This window comes from Yersinia hibernica (assembly GCF_004124235.1).
Classification (GTDB): Bacteria; Pseudomonadota; Gammaproteobacteria; order Enterobacterales; family Enterobacteriaceae; genus Yersinia; species Yersinia hibernica.
In genome coordinates this window covers 4,549,710-4,569,238 of the sequence record NZ_CP032487.1, presented here as the reverse complement: position 1 = coordinate 4,569,238, position 19,529 = coordinate 4,549,710, and the positions used below count along the sequence as shown (strand labels likewise).

Below are 19,529 nucleotides of genomic sequence, written 5' to 3'. Positions count from 1 at the left end.
TTAAATTCTGACCTCAGGGGTCACACCTCGCTATAACGATTTTTGACAGGTAACAAAGTAATGAAAAAAAGAGCGTTATTTTTGAGTATGGCGGCGTTAGCAGCGCTGTATACACCCGCCGGACAGGCAGCGGATACTGACCGACTGACTGTGGTGAAACAGTATGTCGATAATGTGTTAGACAAGGCATCAGATAGTTACCACGGTGATAAGCCTAGTCCGCTGCTGGCGGATGGTGTTGACCCCCGTAGCGGGCAGCAATTGGAATGGATATTCCCCGATGGCCGTCGGGCCGTATTATCAAACTTCTCCGCCCAGCAAAATTTGATGCGTGTGATGAGTGGCTTGAGCCAGCTTAGTGGCGACCCCCGCTATCAGCAACGTGCCGAAGATATTGTGCGCTATCACTTCCAGAATTATCAGGACGCCAGTGGTTTACTGTATTGGGGTGGCCACCGCTTTGTTGATCTGAAAACTCTGCAACCGGAAGGGCCAAGTGAAAAAGAGATGGTGCATGAGCTGAAAAATGCTTATCCCTACTATGACCTGATGTTCAGCGTCGACAGTGATGCTACTGCTCGGTTTATTCGCGGCTTTTGGAATGCCCATGTTTATGATTGGCGCATTCTTGAAACCAGCCGCCATGGTGAATATGGCAAGCCGATGGGGGTATTGTGGGAAAGTCAATTTGAGCAGCAGCCACCTTTCTTTGCCACTAAAGGGCTTAGTTTCCTTAATGCCGGTAATGACCTGATTTATTCTGCGTCCCTGCTTTACAAAAATAAGCAGGATCAAGGCGCATTAGTCTGGGCTAAACGTTTGGCAGATCAATATGTTTTACCGCGCGATGCCAAAACTGGCCTCGGGGTTTATCAGTTCACACAGGCTCTGAAGCGCGAAGAGCCAACTGACGATGCCGATACCCACTCTAAGTTTGGCGATCGTGCCCAGCGCCAATTTGGGCCAGAGTTCGGCCCGGCAGCACTGGAAGGCAATATGATGCTCAAAGGGCGCACTAGCACCCTTTATTCTGAAAATGCCTTAATGCAGTTGCAGTTGGGTAAAGATTTGGGTCCGCAGGGGCAGGATTTACTCAAATGGACTGTGGATGGTCTGAAAGCATTTGCGCAATATGCTTATAACGATAAGGACAATACCTTCCGTCCGATGATTGCCGATGGGCAGGATTTGTCAAATTACACCCTCCCGCGCGATGGTTATTATGGCAAAAAAGGCACCGTGCTTAAGCCTTACAAGGCTGGGAATGAATTCCTGGTTTCTTATGCACGTGCCTATGCCATCGACAATAACCCGTTGCTATGGAAAGTCGCGCGCGGTATTGCCAATGATCAGGGCTTGGGTGACCTCGGTACTGCACCGGGCAAGGATGTGAAGGTTAAAATGGACACCACCAACAGTGATCCTTACGCCTTGTTTGCTCTGCTGGATCTCTATAATGCCAGCCAAGTGGCGGATTATCGGCTACTGGCAGAGAAAATCGGCGATAACATGATTAAAACACGCTATATCGACGGCTTCTTCATGGCTTCTCCTGACCGCCAATATGCTGATGTTGATGCGATAGAGCCTTATGCTTTGCTGGCACTGGAAGCTTCATTGCGTAATAAACCGCAGGTTGTAGCACCTTTCCTCAATGGTGCTGGCTTTACTGAGGGTGCCTACCGAATGGACGACGGTTCAGCACGTATTTCAACTCGTGATAATGAACTGTTCTTGCTCAATGTGGGTGAGAAGCTGCAACCGAACGGCCGTAAATAGTCCCGACAGCGGCCCGTGCTGGGGCCGCTGTTGGTAAAAAGTGCCGAGCAGTGGCTTCCCAGGGTCAGTTTGCCCGGCGCTTTTACCCACGGGTTCTCATCGTCGTGATAAAAAGGATAGGTTGATGAAAAAACAGATATTAGCCACATTTTTGCTCGGTTCGCTGTTTTGCGCATCGGGTTATGCTGCACAAATTGTTGCTGTAACAGCATCCGGTTATGACAGCGAAAAGGGCCATGTGCCCGCGAATATTGCCGATGGCGATGTTAAAACGCGCTGGGCGGCCTCTGGCGAGAGTTGGATTCAGCTTGAGCTGGATAAAGAGCAATCCATTGAAAATATTCTGATTGTTCCATTCAAACCGACTGAGCGGAAACTGAAGTTTTCTATCTTTTATTCCAATGATGGAAAAAGTTGGCAGCCGCTGGCTGAAGGTTTAGAAACATCTACGGCAGATAAAAATGGTGAAAAACTGACTTTTACCCCCGTTACGGCTAAATATATCAAGCTGGATACCTTTGGGACGGATATCAACAAGTGGAGTGCAATTAACGAAATTGCCATTAATAGCGCTGCTGCTGTGCCCAGCCGGGCAATCAAATAATCTCGACTGATAAGTATTCAACTGCCCCCTGCATTTCATCCTCAAAAGGGGGCTACCACCCACCAACTATCCGCTCAAAAATCCTTTCTGGTGTACATCGCCCCACATCTGCTGATGGCTTTTTTATATCCATTTCTACTATTAATCATTTTGGGTTAATTGTCTGGTTGATCTGACTGTATCGCCGTTATTGCGCCCGCTTGAAGCGTTTCAGTTCTTAATTTCGCGTTTAGGGTGCAATCCAGTGCAACTAATAATTTCCATATTGTTATGAGGGTGTTATTTTCCGCGCAAGCACGGATAAAAAAGAAGTGTCACTCAATCATTACAGAGAACAAAGCGACAGGCTGCCGTGTATTACTCCAAAAGGACATAGTTATGAAAGCTTCAATATTTAAAAGTCTTTATTTTCAGGTGTTAACGGCGATTACTCTGGGCGTTTTATTGGGTCATTTTTACCCTGATCTTGGCGCTCAGATGAAACCTTTGGGTGATGGATTTGTTAAACTAATTAAAATGATTATCGCACCCGTGATTTTCTGTACTGTCGTGACCGGGATCGCGGGTATGGAAAGTATGAAAGCCGTTGGCCGTACCGGTGCCATCGCGCTGCTCTATTTTGAGATTGTCAGTACCATTGCACTCTTGATTGGTTTGGTCATTGTTAACGTGGTGCAACCCGGTGCTGGTATGAATATCGATCCGGCGACACTGGATGCTAAAGCGGTTGCACTTTATGCTGAGCAAGCCTCGCAGCAAGGGATTATACCTTTCCTACTGGATATCATTCCCGGCAGTGTCGTGGGTGCCTTTGCTAGCGGCAATATTCTGCAAGTCTTGTTATTTGCTGTTCTGTTCGGTTTTGCCCTGCACCGTCTGGGTGAAAAAGGCCAGCTTATCTTTAATGTCATTGAAAGTTTCTCCCGCGTTATCTTCGGTATTATCAATATGATCATGCGCTTGGCACCTATCGGGGCTTTCGGTGCCATGGCCTTTACTATTGGTAAATACGGGGTGGGTAGCTTGGTGCAACTGGGCCAGTTGATTATCTGCTTCTACATCACCTGCGTATTGTTTGTGGTGGTTGTGCTGGGCTCGATTGCGAAATTCAATGGTTTTAACATCTTCAAGTTTATCCGCTATATAAAAGAAGAGTTATTGATCGTGTTAGGGACGTCCTCTTCGGAGTCTGTGCTGCCGCGCATGCTGGATAAGATGGAAAAAGCCGGGTGTAAGAAATCCGTGGTGGGCTTGGTTATCCCGACGGGTTATTCATTTAACTTAGATGGCACCTCTATTTACCTGACTATGGCCGCGGTGTTTATTGCCCAGGCAACCAATACCCATATGGATGTCATTCACCAGGTGACCTTACTGGTGGTCTTGCTGCTTTCCTCAAAAGGCGCGGCAGGGGTCACGGGCAGTGGTTTTATCGTCTTGGCGGCGACTATTTCTGCGGTCGGGCATTTACCCTTGGCTGGTTTGGCACTGATTCTGGGTATCGACCGCTTTATGTCTGAAGCCCGTGCATTGACTAATCTGGTGGGGAATGGGGTTGCAACTATCGTGGTGGCGAAGTGGTGCAACCAACTGGATAATGATCAATTGCAAGCTGTGTTATCAAACAAAACATTACCCAATGGCGATATAAAAAACAGCGTTACCCCTTCTTGATAGTGTCATAGCAACATCTTCAACAATCACTACCGGTGGTGGATTGCCGCCGGTAGCTGCTCTTCTGTATGCCCCGCGATACCATTTCTTGTGTTAATGAGCATTTAGATACTATTTTTTACTCTGATGAGTGACATCGGCAAAAGCATGCGGTCTAACACAGTGGTACACTCCCACTTCCAGTTTTTACGGTGGTGATAACCGCTGATTTTTCGCCCAATAATAACGGCATAGCGATGCGTTTTTGAAAGCTGGATTCATTTATTCATGTCTTTATGGTTACCCGTTTGCATAGCACCGGTTGGCGGATGGCGTGAAAGCACCAGTGGCTGACCGGAATGACATGACGTTGCATCGTTTTAACATTGGCTAGTTTATTAAGTAGGGGTTCACATGCAGGGCACCAGAATTCGTCTTATAGTGGGTGGATTATTGTTGGCTGCGGCCAGCAGTAATGTGCAGGCTGAAGCACTACAACCCGATCCTGCCTGGCAGCAGGGGAAATTAGAAAACGGGTTTTCATGGCAGTTGTTGGCGACGCCACAGCGCCCTAGCGACCGGATCGAGTTACGTCTGGTGGTGAATACCGGTTCATTATCTGAGAGCACGCAGCAAGTTGGCTTTGCCCATCTGTTGCCCCGCCTGGCATTAATGAGCAGCGCGAGTTTTACTCCGGCCCAGCTTCAGTCATTATGGCAGCAAGGGGTCGATAGCGATCGTCCGTTGCCACCGGCGATAACATCTTATGATTTCACCTTATATAGCTTGAGTTTGCCCAATAACCGCCCTGATTTGATGAAAGAAGCGCTGGCGTGGTTATCCGATACCAGTGGCAAGCTGGCTATCAGCGAACAGACCGTCAACGCGGCGCTGAATAGTGCAACGGACCCTATCGCCACGTTCCCGCAAAATATTCAGGAACCTTGGTGGCGTTACCGGCTCAAAGGCTCATCTTTGATGGGGCATGATCCCGGTCAACCTGTGGCAAAACCGGTAGATATCGAGAAGTTAAAGCAGTTTTATCAGCAATGGTATACCCCGGATGCCATGACATTGTATGTGGTGGGTAATGTCGACAGTCGCAATATCGCGGCTCAAATTGGTAAAACCTTCTCTGAGTTGCAAGGGAAACGGACGACACCAGCACCCATCGCGATGTTAGCGCCCCTGCAATCCGAGCCGGTGAGCTTGATGAGTGAGCAGGCGACACAAGACACATTATCACTGATGTGGGATACCCCTTGGCATCCGATTCAGGACTCTCAGGCCCTAAGCCGTTACTGGCGCAGTGATTTAGCCCGTGAGGCCTTGTTCTGGCATGTGCAGCAAGTGTTGGAAAAAAGTGATCAGAAGAACCTGAAATTGGGCTTTGATTGTCGGGTGCAATATCAACGCGCTCAATGTGCGATTCACCTGAATACTCCGACAGAAAATCTGACGCCAGGCATGAATTTTGTGGCGCGCGAATTGGCCAGTTTACGTACCAATGGCCTGAGTCAGGCTGAGTTTGATGCTTTGATGGTGCAGAAAAATGACCAACTCAGTAAGTTGTTTGCGACTTATGCCCGCACCGATACAGATATCTTAATCAGCCAACGCCTACGTTCACAGCAAAGTGGCGTAGTGGATATTGCTCCGGAGCAATATCAGAAACTGCGGCAGGCATTTTTGTCTGGTCTGACTTTGGCGGAGCTGAATCAGGAATTGAAACAGCAATTATCGCAAGATACCACGCTGATTCTGACGCAGCCAAAAGGTGAGCCAGAAGTGAATGTCAAGGTATTGCAGGAGGCGTATAACGCGATTATGACACCACACTCCGTGGTGCCAGAAGATGCGGCACCTACGGTGGCAAGTGCTGCTGAAGCCGCCCCCGCCATACCGACCACCGCTCAATAGGGGCTGAAAGGCTACGGTTAGGGTTGGACAGTGCTCGTCATCCTCACGTACGGCATGTACGTCCCGGTGACGGTGCGCTGCCCGCACCTAAATTGCCTTTGCGCGCAATACTCGGCGGGCCAGTGGCGGGCGGCCATTGGCCAACAGCGCATTATCAATCACACTGCTGGCATGGCTGCCAGTGGGATGATTGCGCCACGATATTGAATCACTGTGCTGGCGGTTAGGTGCCCGCGCACGGCTGCGTCATGTGCGCTGCCGCCGGTGAGGCGAACAGCCAGATAACCGGCACTGAAAGAATCCCCGGCAGCGGTAGTATCGACCACTTTCTCTTTCGGCAGTTTAACCGCAGGAACATCATATTGATGGGCTTCAAAACCCTCTTTCACCCAGACGATGCAGGAATCTGCGCCGCGCTTAATCACTATTTCGCTTACGCCTAAATCTTGTGTGCGCTCAATGACTTGCTCCAGCGGTTTTTCACCCCACAGCATATCTTCGTCATCCAGTGTCAGGAAGGCGATATCAGTGCAGGCCAACATGGCGCGGTAGGCTTGTTGAGTTTCTTCCTTGCTTTGCCACAGACGAGGGCGGTAGTTGTTATCAAAGATAACTTTGCCGCCGTTAGCCCGGCAGGCGCGCAGCAACTGAAGTAAACGTTGGCGCGAAGCATTGTCGAGGATAGCTAGGCTGATACCGCTGAGATACAGATAATCAAACTTTTCCAGCCGCTGGCAGATTTCATCCGCCTGCGGGCTGCTCAACCAGAAACGTGCAGCAGCATCATTACGCCAATAATAGAAAGTGCGCTCACCGGTGCTGTCAGTCTCAATGACGTACAAACCCGGCAATTTATTATCCAGACGCTGAATGAGGGAGGTGTCGATGTTCTCTTGCTGCCAAGCATTGAGCATCTCGTTACTGAAGCTGTCAGTACCCAGAGCTGTAACGTAATGGACATTCAGGGCCTGCTGTGGCACCTGACGGGCAACATATACCGCAGTATTCAGCGTATCACCGCCAAAGCCCCGGCTAAGGTCGCTACCTTTTTGTGACAGTTCAATCATGCATTCGCCGATAACGGCAATATTTTTGCTGGTCATGGAAAGCGGGCCTGTGAGTCAATGATGGAAATAAGGTTAGTCTCACTGCTGGCTTGGTCAGAGTCAATACTATTAAAACGATGTTTTAAATTTTTTATGATGTAGGTCGGGAAACCGGCAAGTTTCCCGCATTTCTGCAGACGATTATGATGATTTTCTCAGGTCAGTCACACTGTGGCCGCCAATTCCCCAGTTGTCTGTATCCACTTCATCAATGACGACGACAGTTGTGGCTGGGTTTTTCCCCAAAGTATCAACCAAAAGTTGGGTGACTCCGGCGATGAGCTGTTTTTTCTGCTCCGCGGTTGCTCCCTCGCGAGTAATTTTAATATTTACATAAGGCATGTTCATCTCCATTAACAGTAGTGGCATTATTGAGTTAAGTAATATAAGTGGCTTAAATATGTTGCGCCAGCCCACTTGAGATCAATAATCTATCATGCTGCTGTATAAAGTTCTGTTCGCCCGAGTCGATAACATCTGCAGTGGAAAAAACGTTTATCACAGGGTGGCTCAGTTGGCGGCAATACCCATTGCCTTGACTGTCTGGTGCCCTAAAACATGGCGACTAAACTGATGATGACCAATAAAGTATCAGGTTTACTTGCGCCATCCTTTGCTGCCATTGATCGTAATAAGGGACAGAACTTCTGGCGGCAATGTCAGCGTCGGTACACTTTTCAACCTATCTATCGCACTTCTGGGGCGCTGTTGGCTATTGAGTTGCTGACGGCTGTTTTTCACCCCTCATCGCCGGATACTCGCTTGAATCCGGAGGATTATTTTAGTGCTATCAGTATCCGGGCCCGTCTGGATGTGGTGCTCGAACAGTTGAATATGATTAAACAGTGGCATGCGATTTTTGTGCATCATTCGGTGCTGGTCTCCATCAATATTGATGGTCAGGCGCTAATGGCAATGCAAGATGATCAGCAGGCTAAGGTGTTAATCGATGCTATGCCTTATATTCGTTTTGAATTGCTGGAGCATGTCGATACCTCTCTGGATACCCCCTTTGCGCGTATTGCTGAAGCAGACCGACTTTGGTTGGATGACTTTGGCAGCGGGCTGGCGAATTTCACCTCATTTATTAGCTGGCGCTATGAGTACATCAAAGTTGCCAGAGATCTGTTTATCGTGCTGCAAGAAAGTGATGTTGGGAATCAACTGTTTTTCACCCTGGTCACCTTGATGGGTAGCTACAGCAAAGGCGTGATTGTTGAAGGGGTAGAAACCTCACAAGAATGGGCGATGGTACAGCGCTCTGATGCGGTTGCGGCACAAGGTTATTACCTTTCCCGCCCCTCGTCATTTGATCGTTTGCAGAGCCTCCCGATGTTGTTTTGCGGCTAATATTGATGGGTTGATAAACAAGCCGCTCTCTCCTTAAACCTGCCCGCCTGCTTCATTATCGACTATGGTTAAAGTGGTCTTTAATTCGCACTCTATAGACTTATCCTACTTCACGTTGCATGTGTGTTGGCGGTTCTTGCTCCCCCGAATCACTTACCTGAGTATGCTCATTCTGTGGGCTAGCATAAATGTTGTTCAAATCGCCACTTTCTTGCAACTCGAATTATTTTGCGTGTATTAACACATGAGTACTGGCATGGAGCTGTTATGACCAAAACCGGAAAAGTGCTGACAGGCATTGTCGGGGTTATCTTGCTGCTACTGGTAGCAGCCATCGTGTTCGTGATGACTTTCGACTGGAATCGTCTAAAGCCAACCATTAATGAAAAAGTCGCTACTGAGCTGCAACGGCCCTTCGCCATTCGCGGCAATCTTGGGGTGGATTGGTCACGTAAAGGTGATGAACCGGGCTGGCGTGGCTGGGTGCCATGGCCGCATATTCATGCTGAAGATCTGGTGCTGGGTAACCCGCCAGATTTAGCCGGTGATAAAGCCGATGGTAAGACCAACGATGCACCGGACAAAGCGCCCGCGACGGCATTTCCTGCAGGAGAGATGGTCACCTTAAAACGGGTTGATGCCAGCATTGCGCCATTAGCTTTATTGGCGAAGAAAGTATTGATACCGCGTATCTGGCTGACGCAACCAGACGCCAACTTACTGCGTCTGGCGAATGGTAAGAATAACTGGACGTTTAATCTGGCCAACAGCCCGGCAGAAGATAAGCATGCGCCCTCAGATTGGTCGGTGAACATCAATGATATTGTCTTTGACCGCGGCAATATCAATCTGAAAGATGCTGTTTTGCAAGCGGATTTGCACGCGGTGATTGACCCATTGGGTAAGCCGCTGCCGTTTGCTGAGGTGATTGGCGCGCGTGATGAAAGCAAGGTTCAAACGCCCGCCGAGCAGGGGCAGAATAAGGCACCAGATTTTATGTTCGGCTGGAAAATTGACGGCAAGTATCAGGGCCAGCCTTTAACCGGCAGTGGCAAAATCGGCGGGATGTTGTCGATGAGTGATGCCAGCATCCCATTCCCATTGCAAGCGGATGTCCGCTCTGGTTCCACCCGCATCGTCGTGGCGGGAACATTAACTGACCCCGGCAATTTAGCGGGATTGGATCTGCAATTGAAATTCTCGGGTGCCAGCCTGGATAATCTCTATCCCCTGATTGGGGTGCTGTTGCCGGCCACTCCAGCTTACAACACCGATGGCCGCTTAATGGCGAGCCTCAAACAGACGGGGGGCGCTGTTTATCGCTATGAAAACTTTAATGGCAAAATTGGTGACAGTGATATCCATGGCAGCCTGACTTACACCAGCAGCCAACCTCGGCCAAAATTAATTGGTAATATGTCATCCGATAAATTGCGCTTTGCTGATCTGGCTCCTTTGATTGGGGCCGACTCCAATCAAGAAAAAGCCCATCGTGGTGAGCGCAGCAGGCAGCCCAGCAATAAGGTGCTGCCGACGGAGAAATTTGATACTAAAAGTTGGCAGGTGATGGATGCCGATGTCACCTATACCGCAAAACGTATTGATCGAGATAAATCATTACCATTGACTGACTTGGCCACTCATGTGGTGCTTAATCATGGTGAGCTGCTGCTCGACCCACTGCGATTTGGCATGGCCGGGGGGAACCTCAATGCCATTGTGCGCCTGAATGGCAATCAAAACCCGATGCACGGCAAAGTTGATTTACATGCCCGCCGCCTGCAACTGAAAGAGCTGTTGCCACAGGTACAGGCGATGCGCAACAGTTTGGGGCAATTGAATGGCGATGCGTCATTTACTGCTGCGGGCAACTCGGTTGCCACTCTGCTTGCCACCAGTAATGGTAACCTGCGCTTGCTACTGAATCAGGGATTAATCAGCCGCAGTTTGATGGAGTTACTCGGCCTGAATGTGGGTAACTATCTGGTGGCGAAGCTGTTTGGTGACGATGAAGTTAAAATTAATTGCGCGGTGGCAGATATTCAATTACGTCATGGTTTGGCCACGCCGCGTTTGTTCGTCATTGATACCGAGAATGCCATTATCAACATTACCGGTAATATCAATTTTGCTACTGAGCGGCTGGATTTATCCATTGACCCCGAAAGCAAGGGGCTGCGCATTCTGACCCTGCGTTCTCCGTTGTATGTGAAAGGAACATTTAAACGGCCGGATGCTGGGGTAAAAGCGGGGCCTTTGCTTGCTCGTGGCGCAGTTGCCGCCGTCTTGGGGGTGGCGCTGACTCCCGCGGCGGCATTGTTGGCACTGATTTCCCCGAGTGAGGCAGAGCAAAACCCATGCACGCCATTCCTGCAAAAAATGAAGCAGAAAAAATAATGCGCTAATGTCTCGGTGGCTGGGGGAGCAGCTTACAGTGGTGATCTTGCAACTCTTCCACCGAGGCCCGATGCCATTTGATCAGGTCGGCTTTGCTGGCGAGCAGTAAAAAATCGCCATCTGGCAGCGCTGTCATGACTAAACCATAACGGCCCATTTCATCTTTCGCTGCTGGCACCTCTTGCGCTAACAAGCGAAATGCACCTGATTGCTGCAATTCCTGCGCTGTAGTCCGCCGTACCAGATAATCATGACCCAGTAAGCCGCCGGGTAAGGGTTGCCATTGCTGCTGGAAATTGGCTTTCTGTGCCGCCAGAGTGGCTTTGACCTGTGGGTTGAGGCAAGAAATATGAATATGTAATTGATCCTGACTGCGGCCATATTGTGAGTTGATGGCGAGTGAGATATCCGCGTCATCAATGGGGGCGCCGTACTTAGCGGCCATAAAATGCCGAGCTTGCCAGGCATCAACGAAATAGTTGGGTGTGTCGGGGGCTAATAATTGCGGGCTTTCCATGCCGCTGATTTTCGCCGTTGGCATCAACAAATACTGTAACGGCCCGTGCATGTCTTTATACACCACGAAACCGGCGGATTGATCAACCGCCACACAAGGTTGCGGATTATGCTCCGCGGCCATATGGGGAACACATTGCTGGCTAACAATTTTCCACAATGCATCTGCATGGCTAAAGCGCAATTTATACCCCATGCCGAGCACCGTAATTATCAGCAATATGAGTAAAAACCACGGCTTTTTTATATAACGTAGCATGGGTTTCCTTTCATTCTCACTGGCGGGCCATCAGTGTAGTGAGAAATCGGCGGTGCGGTAACCCCATAATGCTTATTTCTCATTATGGGGTTACCGCATCAGGCGGGTTTATAGCGAGATATGGCGGGTTTCTTTGGAAAACAGCAGCGCTATTAAGGTGAGTGTGGCCATCGAGGCCAGATAGATACCCACATAAAATAGGCCGTAATGGGTTGCCAGCCAGGTCGAGATATAAGGAGCAACCGAAGCCCCGAGTATTGACGCGACATTATAGGAAAATGAAGCGCCGGTATAACGCACTTCGGTCGGGAACAATTCCGGCAACAAGGCCCCCATCGGGCCGAATGTCAGCCCCATGATGATAAAACCACAGGCCAGAAATGCCATCACCAGCGCGGGCTGGCCGGAGCCGAGCATGCTGGGGAATATCAAGGCGAAAGCAATCAGCAGCAAAGTGATGCAAATCATGGTCTTGCGGCGGCCAAAACTGTCGGCCATTTGTCCGGCAACCGGTACCATGACCCCAAAGCCGATGACACCAATCATCAGCATCAACAAGAAGTGATTACGCGAATAGCCCAACCCCAGCGGCTCTGGCGTGGTGCCGAAGGTTAATGAATAGACTGTCATGATGTAAAACAGCGTATAAGTGGCGAGCATGATGAATGTGCCCAAAATGGTGGCTTTCATATGCTTGCTAAACAGCGTTCCTATCGGGATCCGAACTTGCTTACCGGCTTTGGCGACTTTGGCAAATACCGGCGTCTCGTGCAGTGACACCCGCACATACAAGCCAATCAACACCAATACTGCTGAGAGCAAAAATGGCACACGCCAGCCCCAACTGAGGAACTGTTCATCCGTCAAGCCGTAGGAGAGTGCTAGGAACATGGCGTTGGCAAAGAAGAAGCCGATAGGTGCACCCAGTTGTGGGAAGGAGCCATAAAGAGCGCGTTTCTTCGGTGGCGCATTCTCTGTTGCCAGCAATGCCGCTCCGCCCCATTCGCCACCTAGGCCCAACCCTTGGCCGAAACGCGCCAGTGCCAGCAAGAGTGGCGCGAATATGCCGATAGTGGCATAACCCGGCAGCAGGCCGATGAGCACCGTGGAAATCCCCATGGTCAGCAGCGAGGCCACCAATGTGACTTTGCGGCCTACCCGATCGCCAAAGTGACCAAACAGGGCAGAACCAATCGGACGGGCAATAAAGGCGATAGCGAAGGTGGCTAATGATTGCAGCGTCGCCGCTGTCGGATCACCCTGTGGGAAGAAAATATGGGGAAAGACAATGACTGCGGCCGTGGCATAAATATAGAAATCAAAAAACTCAATGGCTGTCCCGATAAGTGAGGCGACAATGACTTTTGATCGTGAATTTGCTGGTGGTGGCAGACTGTCTGACTCGATGGTTTGTGCGATGGTTGACGACATATTATTTCTTATTGTTAATTTTGGCGAAAAGTTATCTTAGTCACAGAAATGGGCACTTTCAACGCACAAGAAATGAACAGTTCGGTGTCAAATGCCGAAAAAAGAACAATCTATTCTTAATGGAAGTTTTAGTGGTAAATGCCGCCATATAAGAAATGAAATGCAGATTTTATTGCTGATAATCGGGTAAATAAAAAATTCGTGATAGTGACTTATGCTGCTTTTCGGGAGTGAGATGTTTCTTGGTTAGACTTTAATGCTGATTTATTGCTGATTGTAAGGAATAAAATGCCAGTTAATGAATTCTAACTGGCATGTTCGAACTATTGTGATGTTTTATTGGTCGACTCTTGAGGTAAGGTTCCGTCCTCGGCATAGCGGGCGGTGGCTATCCAGGCAGCACAAAATAATGTTAAGCGCGCGAAAAAGTAGAAAAAGGCCATTAAGCCGATCACTGAACCAAAAGCAGCGCCCGACGGGGAGCTGGCGAGGCGTGGCAACATCATGGTCATGATGAATTTGATTATTTCAAAGCCGATTGCGGCAATCAGGGTACCGCGCAGCAGCGCTTTTTTCTTTGGCTTATGTCGCGGTAGAATCCAGAATATCCATAGAAATAATAAATAGTTAGCCGCTATTGAGATAGACAAGGCAATCAGTGTCATGACCGGGCGTAACCACTCAATTCCTCCCAGCCCTAATGCATTGACAATCGCAGACTGTGCCGCACCTGCAATAGACGTGAGCGAAAGGGTAATAATCAGCGCGATAACTAACCCGGTGAGTGAAATAAAATCACGGGCATAGCGGTAATAAAACTTTTCCTGATCTTGTGGGTTGCGTTCCCATACATCCCGCGACTGTGCACGAATGGCTTCGCGTAAATTGCCCATCCAACTGATACCAGAATAAAGTGCAATCGCTAAACCGGTTAATCCCACGGTCGTGCGCTGCTGAATCGCCGTATTTACCGTATTTTTAAGTGTGGCCGCCAAACTTGGGTCACTGATGGTATTAACGATTTTGTTAATTAATTCAGCTAATAAGTCGGGGTTAGAGGCTAATACAAACCCCACGACGGCAAATGAAACCATCAAAATAGGAATAAGTGACAAAAATGAAAAATACGTAATAGCGGCCCCAAATTGACTGCCCAGCCGATCATTAAAACGTTCTGTTGCTCGGATAATATGGGCGACGGCGGGGTACGCTTTTACGCGGTCAGTTATCCGCGCCATGAAAGAAATTGCTTTTTTGCCAGTTTCAATCCCTGCAGTCAGTGGTGCCGGGTTGTCTCGCGGTGCGTTCGGCATAATTCTCCTCGAATATGTTAATTCATGCCTTATGCAGATGATTATTCTACAAAATATGACATAAAACGGCGGCTTATCTGTTGATAATAGCAGAGTGGACGTCTATCACAACCGTCGCGAATAAATTCCGGGGTTTTGCAATGCAGAAATCAGCATCAATTATTTTTTTATTAAACCCCCTTAACATATTGATTAGGAACTTTATTTATATTGGGTAGGAAATGGCCTACACACATGGGGGTGTTCTCCCATATTAAATTTATTTTTAAATATATATATTAATAAATGAGCTTGGTTAATTATTTCTTAAATTTAAACCCTGCGAACAAATATAAATATTACATACAAAATAAGACCCATAAATGAGTTAAATAATTGCTCTATTTGTACGTTTTTTTTTGTGAAACCAGGTTATGAAGATGAAAATAAATAACATTATACTCTTACCCAGCTTCCGTAAAACGCTGCTGGCCAGCTTACTTATTCCTCTTTTTAGCCCTATTTATAGCTGGGCAGCTCAAACTATTAGTGTCACGGATGGCACTTCCAACACTATTTCCAATGACTATGGCACTGACGGTGACTACCAGCCAGCAGTGGTTGTTCAGGGGCTTAATAGTGCCATCACCGGGGAGTCTGACCTCACTATCAACACTACGGGCTATGGCGCGAATGGTGCTAATGTCACTAATGGCGGCTCTCTGTATTTGAACGGCTCCGCGATAAAAACTCAAGGTGTCGTCGCCTATGGCATCAACAATAATAAAGGCTCGGTGATATTAGAGGGTGGCACGGTCACCACGGTAGGCCAGCAAAGCCATGGTGTTTCCACTACAGGTGTCGGGAGCCGCACTGAGATTAATGGCACTGAAATAACAACTAATGGGTCAACTGCTTATGGTGTTTCAGGAGCAGGGGGCGCGGCATTAATACTGAATAATACGATAATTAACGCCAATGGTGGCGGGAGTTATGGTATTTATTTAAGTGATTTAGGCAGCACATTAACCGGTGCGAATAATGTGATTAATAGTACCGGGCCTGGTAGCAGTACCGGTATTTATATTGGTAATGGTGGCTTAAATGCCACTCTGGACAATACAACTATTAGCATGGCTAACGGCTATGCTGGGGTGAGTGTTGGCCGCGATTCGAGTATTACGATGGATGGCCTGACCGCCACGGGAAATATGAGTCAGGTATTTGATGTCACTGGCGCGGCCACGGTGAGTAATGCCAATATTGATTTAGCTTCTGGCGCGTTATTACGTGCAATGGGTAACAGCTCGACCAATAAAGCCGTCATCATCTTAAATAACGTTAATGCCATTTCTCGCAGTGGTAACTCGGCGATGGTTAACGTGAATATGAATGCTGATGTCACTATTAATGGCGGCTCTTACCTCTCCAAAGGCACTTACGCCACGGGGATTTGGGTGCCGGATACAACTTCATCGGTGAAAGTGTATGATTCTGAAGTTATTACCGAGGGTGATGGTGCGACGGCCATTGAGAATCGCGGTAGCGCGATTGTAGATAATACCCGAGCTATCACTACGGGAAATAGTTCCCACGGTATCTATTCGGAATCAATGTTTGATGCCACGAACATGACCATCTCGACTGCGGGTGTGGGGAGTATTGGGGCGACTGCCGCGCGAGGGGGAACCCTGAATGTGGATCGCGCCACCATCAATACCACCGGTGATTCGGGTATGGTGCTCGGCACTTTCGCTAGCTCATTAGTGAATGCTAAAAATATTAGCGGGACATCCACCGGTGCCAGTGCCTATGCACTATGGCTACAAACTAATAGCCGCATTTTGCTGGCGGATAGCCAAATCACCACCACGGGTGCGAATGCCGGGGGTATTTATGCGACCAGCTCCAATACAACTTATAGCCAGGTGACACTGGACAACAGCCAGATTATCAGTGAACAGGGTGCCGGTATCCGGGCTTATGGTGCCAGCATCAATGTGGATGTGAAAAATGGTTCGCAACTGAGTGGCGGTAACGGCTTACTGGTGAATGCCTCGACCAATATTGGCACCAGCGCTGCACCATTGAACCTGGTGAGTAATGTTAATGTAAATGGTGATAACCATTCTGTGTTGGTCGGTGATATTCAAGCGGATGAAAATAACAACATTAACCTGACGCTGAAAAATAATTCGGTTTGGCAGGGAGCGGCACATAATGCCAAAAGTGTTGATATTGACGCCAGCAGCATTTGGAATTTGACCGGTGATGCTGATGTAGAGTCTATGAATATTCTGGGCCAACTGAATTTTATTTCGGCTAGCAATAATACCCGTGCTCGCGCGCTGGGCACCGGTTTCAGTACATTAACGGTGAATAGCAATTTAACCGGCAATGGCGTCCTGAATTTTAATACACAATTGGGTGATGACAATTCACCGACAGATAGATTGCATGTGACCGGAAATGTGGCAGGTAATCATCTTGTTCAGGTCACTAATCAGGGTGGGCTGGGGGCATTGACGACCGGAACCGGTATTAACCTGATTACAGTCGACGGGGATAGCAGTGGCAGCAATATTGCGATGAACGGCTCTGTTGTTGCTGGTGCTTATGAGTATTTCCTGTATCAGCTTGATGAGCACAACTGGAATTTACAATCGAATCTGGCACCTGTTGTGCCATTACCAATTGATCCGACAGATCCAACTGACCCAGGTGAAATTGTTACGGTAAACCCAGTAAACCCAGTAGAGCCAGAGACGGCATATCGCCGTGATGTTCCTGGCTATATTGCAGCACCTTGGTTAAATGCTTTCTACGGTTTTACCACTTTGGGTAGCTTCCATGAGCGCCAAGGGGATGTAAAAGGGGCGGCGAATGGTTTTAGCCAAGGTTCTTGGGGGCGAATCAGCGGGCAACATAATAAGTTTGAAGCTGGGCGTTTTAGTTATGACTCTGATATTTGGTTCGCTCAACTAGGGCATGATTTCTATCAGGCTGAAAATGCAGCGGGAGCTCAGGCAACAGCTGGCGTGATGATAACCTTGGGTAAACAGGAAACTGATGCACAAGACCAGGCACGGGCCATGCGGTCAGATCTGTCGGTCAATACCGGCAAAATTAAAACGGATGCTTATGGTCTCGGGGGTTACTACACCCTAACAACGCCACAAGGCGGTTATGTTGATATCGTCGGCCAAGGCACGTTATATCGCAACAAGTATCAAAGCCAGCATGACGCCAAACAGAATGGCTATGGTGTGGCGCTCTCTGCTGAAGCAGGACAGGCGTATCCTCTTGCTGGAAGCTGGAAAGTCGAACCCCAAGGGCAACTGAAATATCAATATCTGAATCTTAGCAGCTTCAGTGACGAAATCTCTGGCGTGAGTGGGACATCCTATTCTGTCGGGCAGGCTCGCGCTGGGATGCGAGTTTTCAGTGAGACGGCCAAACAGCAAATTATCAAACCTTATTTGTCTGCTGATGTGGTTTATCAATTGGGACAAAATCCACAGGTTACTGTTGATACTGCCCGCTTGCGCCCTGAATTCAGTAAAACCTACTGGCAAGGTGGCGCTGGGGTGACCGCTAAAGTGAGTCAAAACGTTGATATTTATGCGGATGCTAAATACCAGCGCGCTTTTGACGGTAAAATGGACGGCTACACAGGTAATTTAGGTGTCAAAGTCAGTTTCTAAGCCCGTCTATTGAGTGAGCAATAAAAAAGGCTATAAACCCGGTGGTTTATAGCCTTTTTAGCGTCTACTGACCCAGTCTTAGCGCATGGTCACAAATTCTTCAGCAGCGGTTGGGTGGATAGCAACAGTGTTGTCGAAATCTTTCTTGGTTGCGCCCATCTTCACGGCAACAGCGAACCCCTGCAGGATTTCATCCATTCCGAAACCAATCCCATGGATGCCGACAATCTTCTCTTGCGCGCCGACACAAACTAACTTCATGCGGCATGGCTGGCGGTGTTGAGTCACCGCGCTGTACATCGCGGTGAATGACGATTTGTATACTTTCACTTGGTCATCACCAAACTTCTCGCGGGCTTGCGGTTCAGTCAGACCAATAGTGCCGATAGGCGGGTGGCTGAATACCACCGTCGGGATGTTGCTATAATCCAGATGCTCATCCGGCTTGTTATTGAACAGGCGCTCGGATAGACGGCGACCCGCAGCAACGGCCACCGGCGTTAGCTCAACAGCACCGGTATTATCGCCAACGGCGTAGATACCTTTGACGTTAGTATTCTGGAACTTATCGACCTCAATATAGCCTTTTTCATTGGTTTTGACACCACTGGCAGGCAGATTCAGGTTATCCGTCGCCGGCTCACGGCCGATTGCCCAAATCAGGTGGTCGACAGTCACTTCAGTGCCGTTTTCCAGTTGCAGCGTCAGGCTGCCATCGGCATTTTTGATAACCGCTTTTGGCACCGCTTCGGTATGCAGTTTTGGCCCTTCGGTGTTCATCACTTCCAACAGGGTTTCAACAATCAACGGATCAAAAGTACGCAGTGGTGCATGTTTGCGCACAAACAGATGTGTTTCTGTCCCTAACCCATTGAGTACACCGGCGATTTCTACCGCGATATAACCAGCACCCACCACCGCAACGCGTTTTGGCATCTCGTCCAATTCGAAGAAGCCATCGGAGTCGATACCGTATTCAGCGCCAGGGATATTGGGGTGACTTGGGCGACCCCCAGTGGCGATTAAGATGTGATCGGCGGTAATTTTCTCGCCGTTCACTTCCACGGTATGCGCATCAACAAAACGCGCGAAACCATGAATAACATCCACTTTGTTATTACCTAAGCCGCGCTCATAAGACTGATGAATACGATCGATGTAAGCAGTACGATTGGCAATCAGCTTTTTCCAATCGAAATGATTCACTGTGGTGTTGAAACCGTAATCTGGGCCGTATAGATGAATAGCTTCGGCAATTTGTGCCGCATGCCACATCACTTTTTTCGGTACACAGCCAACGTTTACACAAGTACCACCAAGCTGTTTAGCTTCGATAAGCGCACATTTTTTGCCATACATCGCAGCCCGGTTGATAGATGCTATCCCGCCACTGCCACCGCCAATTGCTAGATAGTCGTAATGTTTGGTCATCAGGGTCGTTTCCATCAAGAGTTGTTTAAAATTTGCCTAAGAGTTTAACCTTTGCTAGCGTTTTGTCGCAAAGGTTGCATCAATGGC

The 19,529-nt window shown here is 48.6% G+C and carries 13 protein-coding genes; 7 read left to right on the top strand and 6 right to left on the bottom strand.

Annotation, left to right across the window (positions count from 1 at the left end; genetic code table 11):
• The first annotated feature begins 60 nt into the window (after positions 1–60).
• From D5F51_RS21400 to D5F51_RS21385, 4 genes are all read left to right on the top strand, one after another.
• Positions 61–1,779 carry a pectate lyase gene (locus tag D5F51_RS21400; RefSeq protein WP_129198954.1) on the top strand — a complete coding sequence of 573 codons (1,719 nt, stop codon included), beginning with the start codon at positions 61–63 and terminating at the stop codon, positions 1,777–1,779.
• Positions 1,780–1,903: 124 nt separating this feature from the next.
• Complete coding sequence (locus D5F51_RS21395; protein WP_129198952.1) at positions 1,904–2,383, top strand: discoidin domain-containing protein; 480 nt, start codon at positions 1,904–1,906, stop codon at positions 2,381–2,383.
• Positions 2,384–2,761: 378 nt separating this feature from the next.
• Complete coding sequence (locus D5F51_RS21390) at positions 2,762–4,057, top strand: dicarboxylate/amino acid:cation symporter (protein WP_025376539.1); 1,296 nt, start codon at positions 2,762–2,764, stop codon at positions 4,055–4,057.
• A 393-nt stretch (positions 4,058–4,450) separates the two neighbouring features.
• Complete coding sequence (locus D5F51_RS21385) at positions 4,451–5,956, top strand: M16 family metallopeptidase (protein ID WP_129198950.1); 1,506 nt, start codon at positions 4,451–4,453, stop codon at positions 5,954–5,956.
• A gap of 158 nt (positions 5,957–6,114) precedes the next feature.
• On the opposite strand, the gene kdgK is transcribed toward D5F51_RS21385, so the two are convergent.
• Positions 6,115–7,059: a 2-dehydro-3-deoxygluconokinase gene (gene kdgK / locus D5F51_RS21380; RefSeq protein ID WP_129198948.1), complete on the bottom strand. Its 945-nt coding sequence runs from the start codon at positions 7,057–7,059 to the stop codon at positions 6,115–6,117.
• Between the two features lie 144 nt (positions 7,060–7,203).
• Entirely contained in the window at positions 7,204–7,404 is a 201-nt protein-coding gene (locus tag D5F51_RS21375) for a 2-hydroxymuconate tautomerase family protein (RefSeq protein WP_004388926.1), read from the bottom strand.
• Positions 7,405–7,620: 216 nt separating this feature from the next.
• Between D5F51_RS21375 and pdeH the strand changes: the two genes are divergently transcribed.
• A complete protein-coding gene (pdeH, locus tag D5F51_RS21370; RefSeq protein WP_025376543.1) occupies positions 7,621–8,412 on the top strand; it encodes a cyclic-guanylate-specific phosphodiesterase in 792 nt (263 codons plus the stop codon).
• A 267-nt stretch (positions 8,413–8,679) separates the two neighbouring features.
• Entirely contained in the window at positions 8,680–10,809 is a 2,130-nt protein-coding gene (locus D5F51_RS21365) for an AsmA family protein (RefSeq protein WP_129198946.1), read from the top strand.
• A 4-nt stretch (positions 10,810–10,813) separates the two neighbouring features.
• On the opposite strand, the gene D5F51_RS21360 is transcribed toward D5F51_RS21365, so the two are convergent.
• The 3 genes from D5F51_RS21360 to yhjD form a co-directional block, all read right to left on the bottom strand.
• Positions 10,814–11,584 carry a CDP-diacylglycerol diphosphatase gene (locus D5F51_RS21360; RefSeq protein ID WP_129198944.1) on the bottom strand — a complete coding sequence of 257 codons (771 nt, stop codon included), beginning with the start codon at positions 11,582–11,584 and terminating at the stop codon, positions 10,814–10,816.
• Between the two features lie 108 nt (positions 11,585–11,692).
• A complete protein-coding gene (locus D5F51_RS21355) occupies positions 11,693–13,015 on the bottom strand; it encodes an MFS transporter (protein WP_129198942.1) in 1,323 nt (440 codons plus the stop codon).
• A gap of 323 nt (positions 13,016–13,338) precedes the next feature.
• The gene (gene yhjD / locus D5F51_RS21350) at positions 13,339–14,328 is read right to left on the bottom strand and encodes an inner membrane protein YhjD (RefSeq protein WP_025376546.1); all 990 of its coding nucleotides are present in this window, start codon (positions 14,326–14,328) and stop codon (positions 13,339–13,341) included.
• A 419-nt stretch (positions 14,329–14,747) separates the two neighbouring features.
• Between yhjD and D5F51_RS21345 the strand changes: the two genes are divergently transcribed.
• The gene (locus tag D5F51_RS21345) at positions 14,748–18,011 is read left to right on the top strand and encodes an autotransporter outer membrane beta-barrel domain-containing protein (protein ID WP_129198940.1); all 3,264 of its coding nucleotides are present in this window, start codon (positions 14,748–14,750) and stop codon (positions 18,009–18,011) included.
• 78 nt (positions 18,012–18,089) lie between these two features.
• On the opposite strand, the gene gorA is transcribed toward D5F51_RS21345, so the two are convergent.
• Positions 18,090–19,442 (bottom strand): glutathione-disulfide reductase, encoded by a 1,353-nt coding sequence (gorA, locus tag D5F51_RS21340; protein WP_129198937.1) that lies wholly within the window; start codon positions 19,440–19,442, stop codon positions 18,090–18,092.
• Between the last annotated feature and the right edge of the window lie 87 nt (positions 19,443–19,529).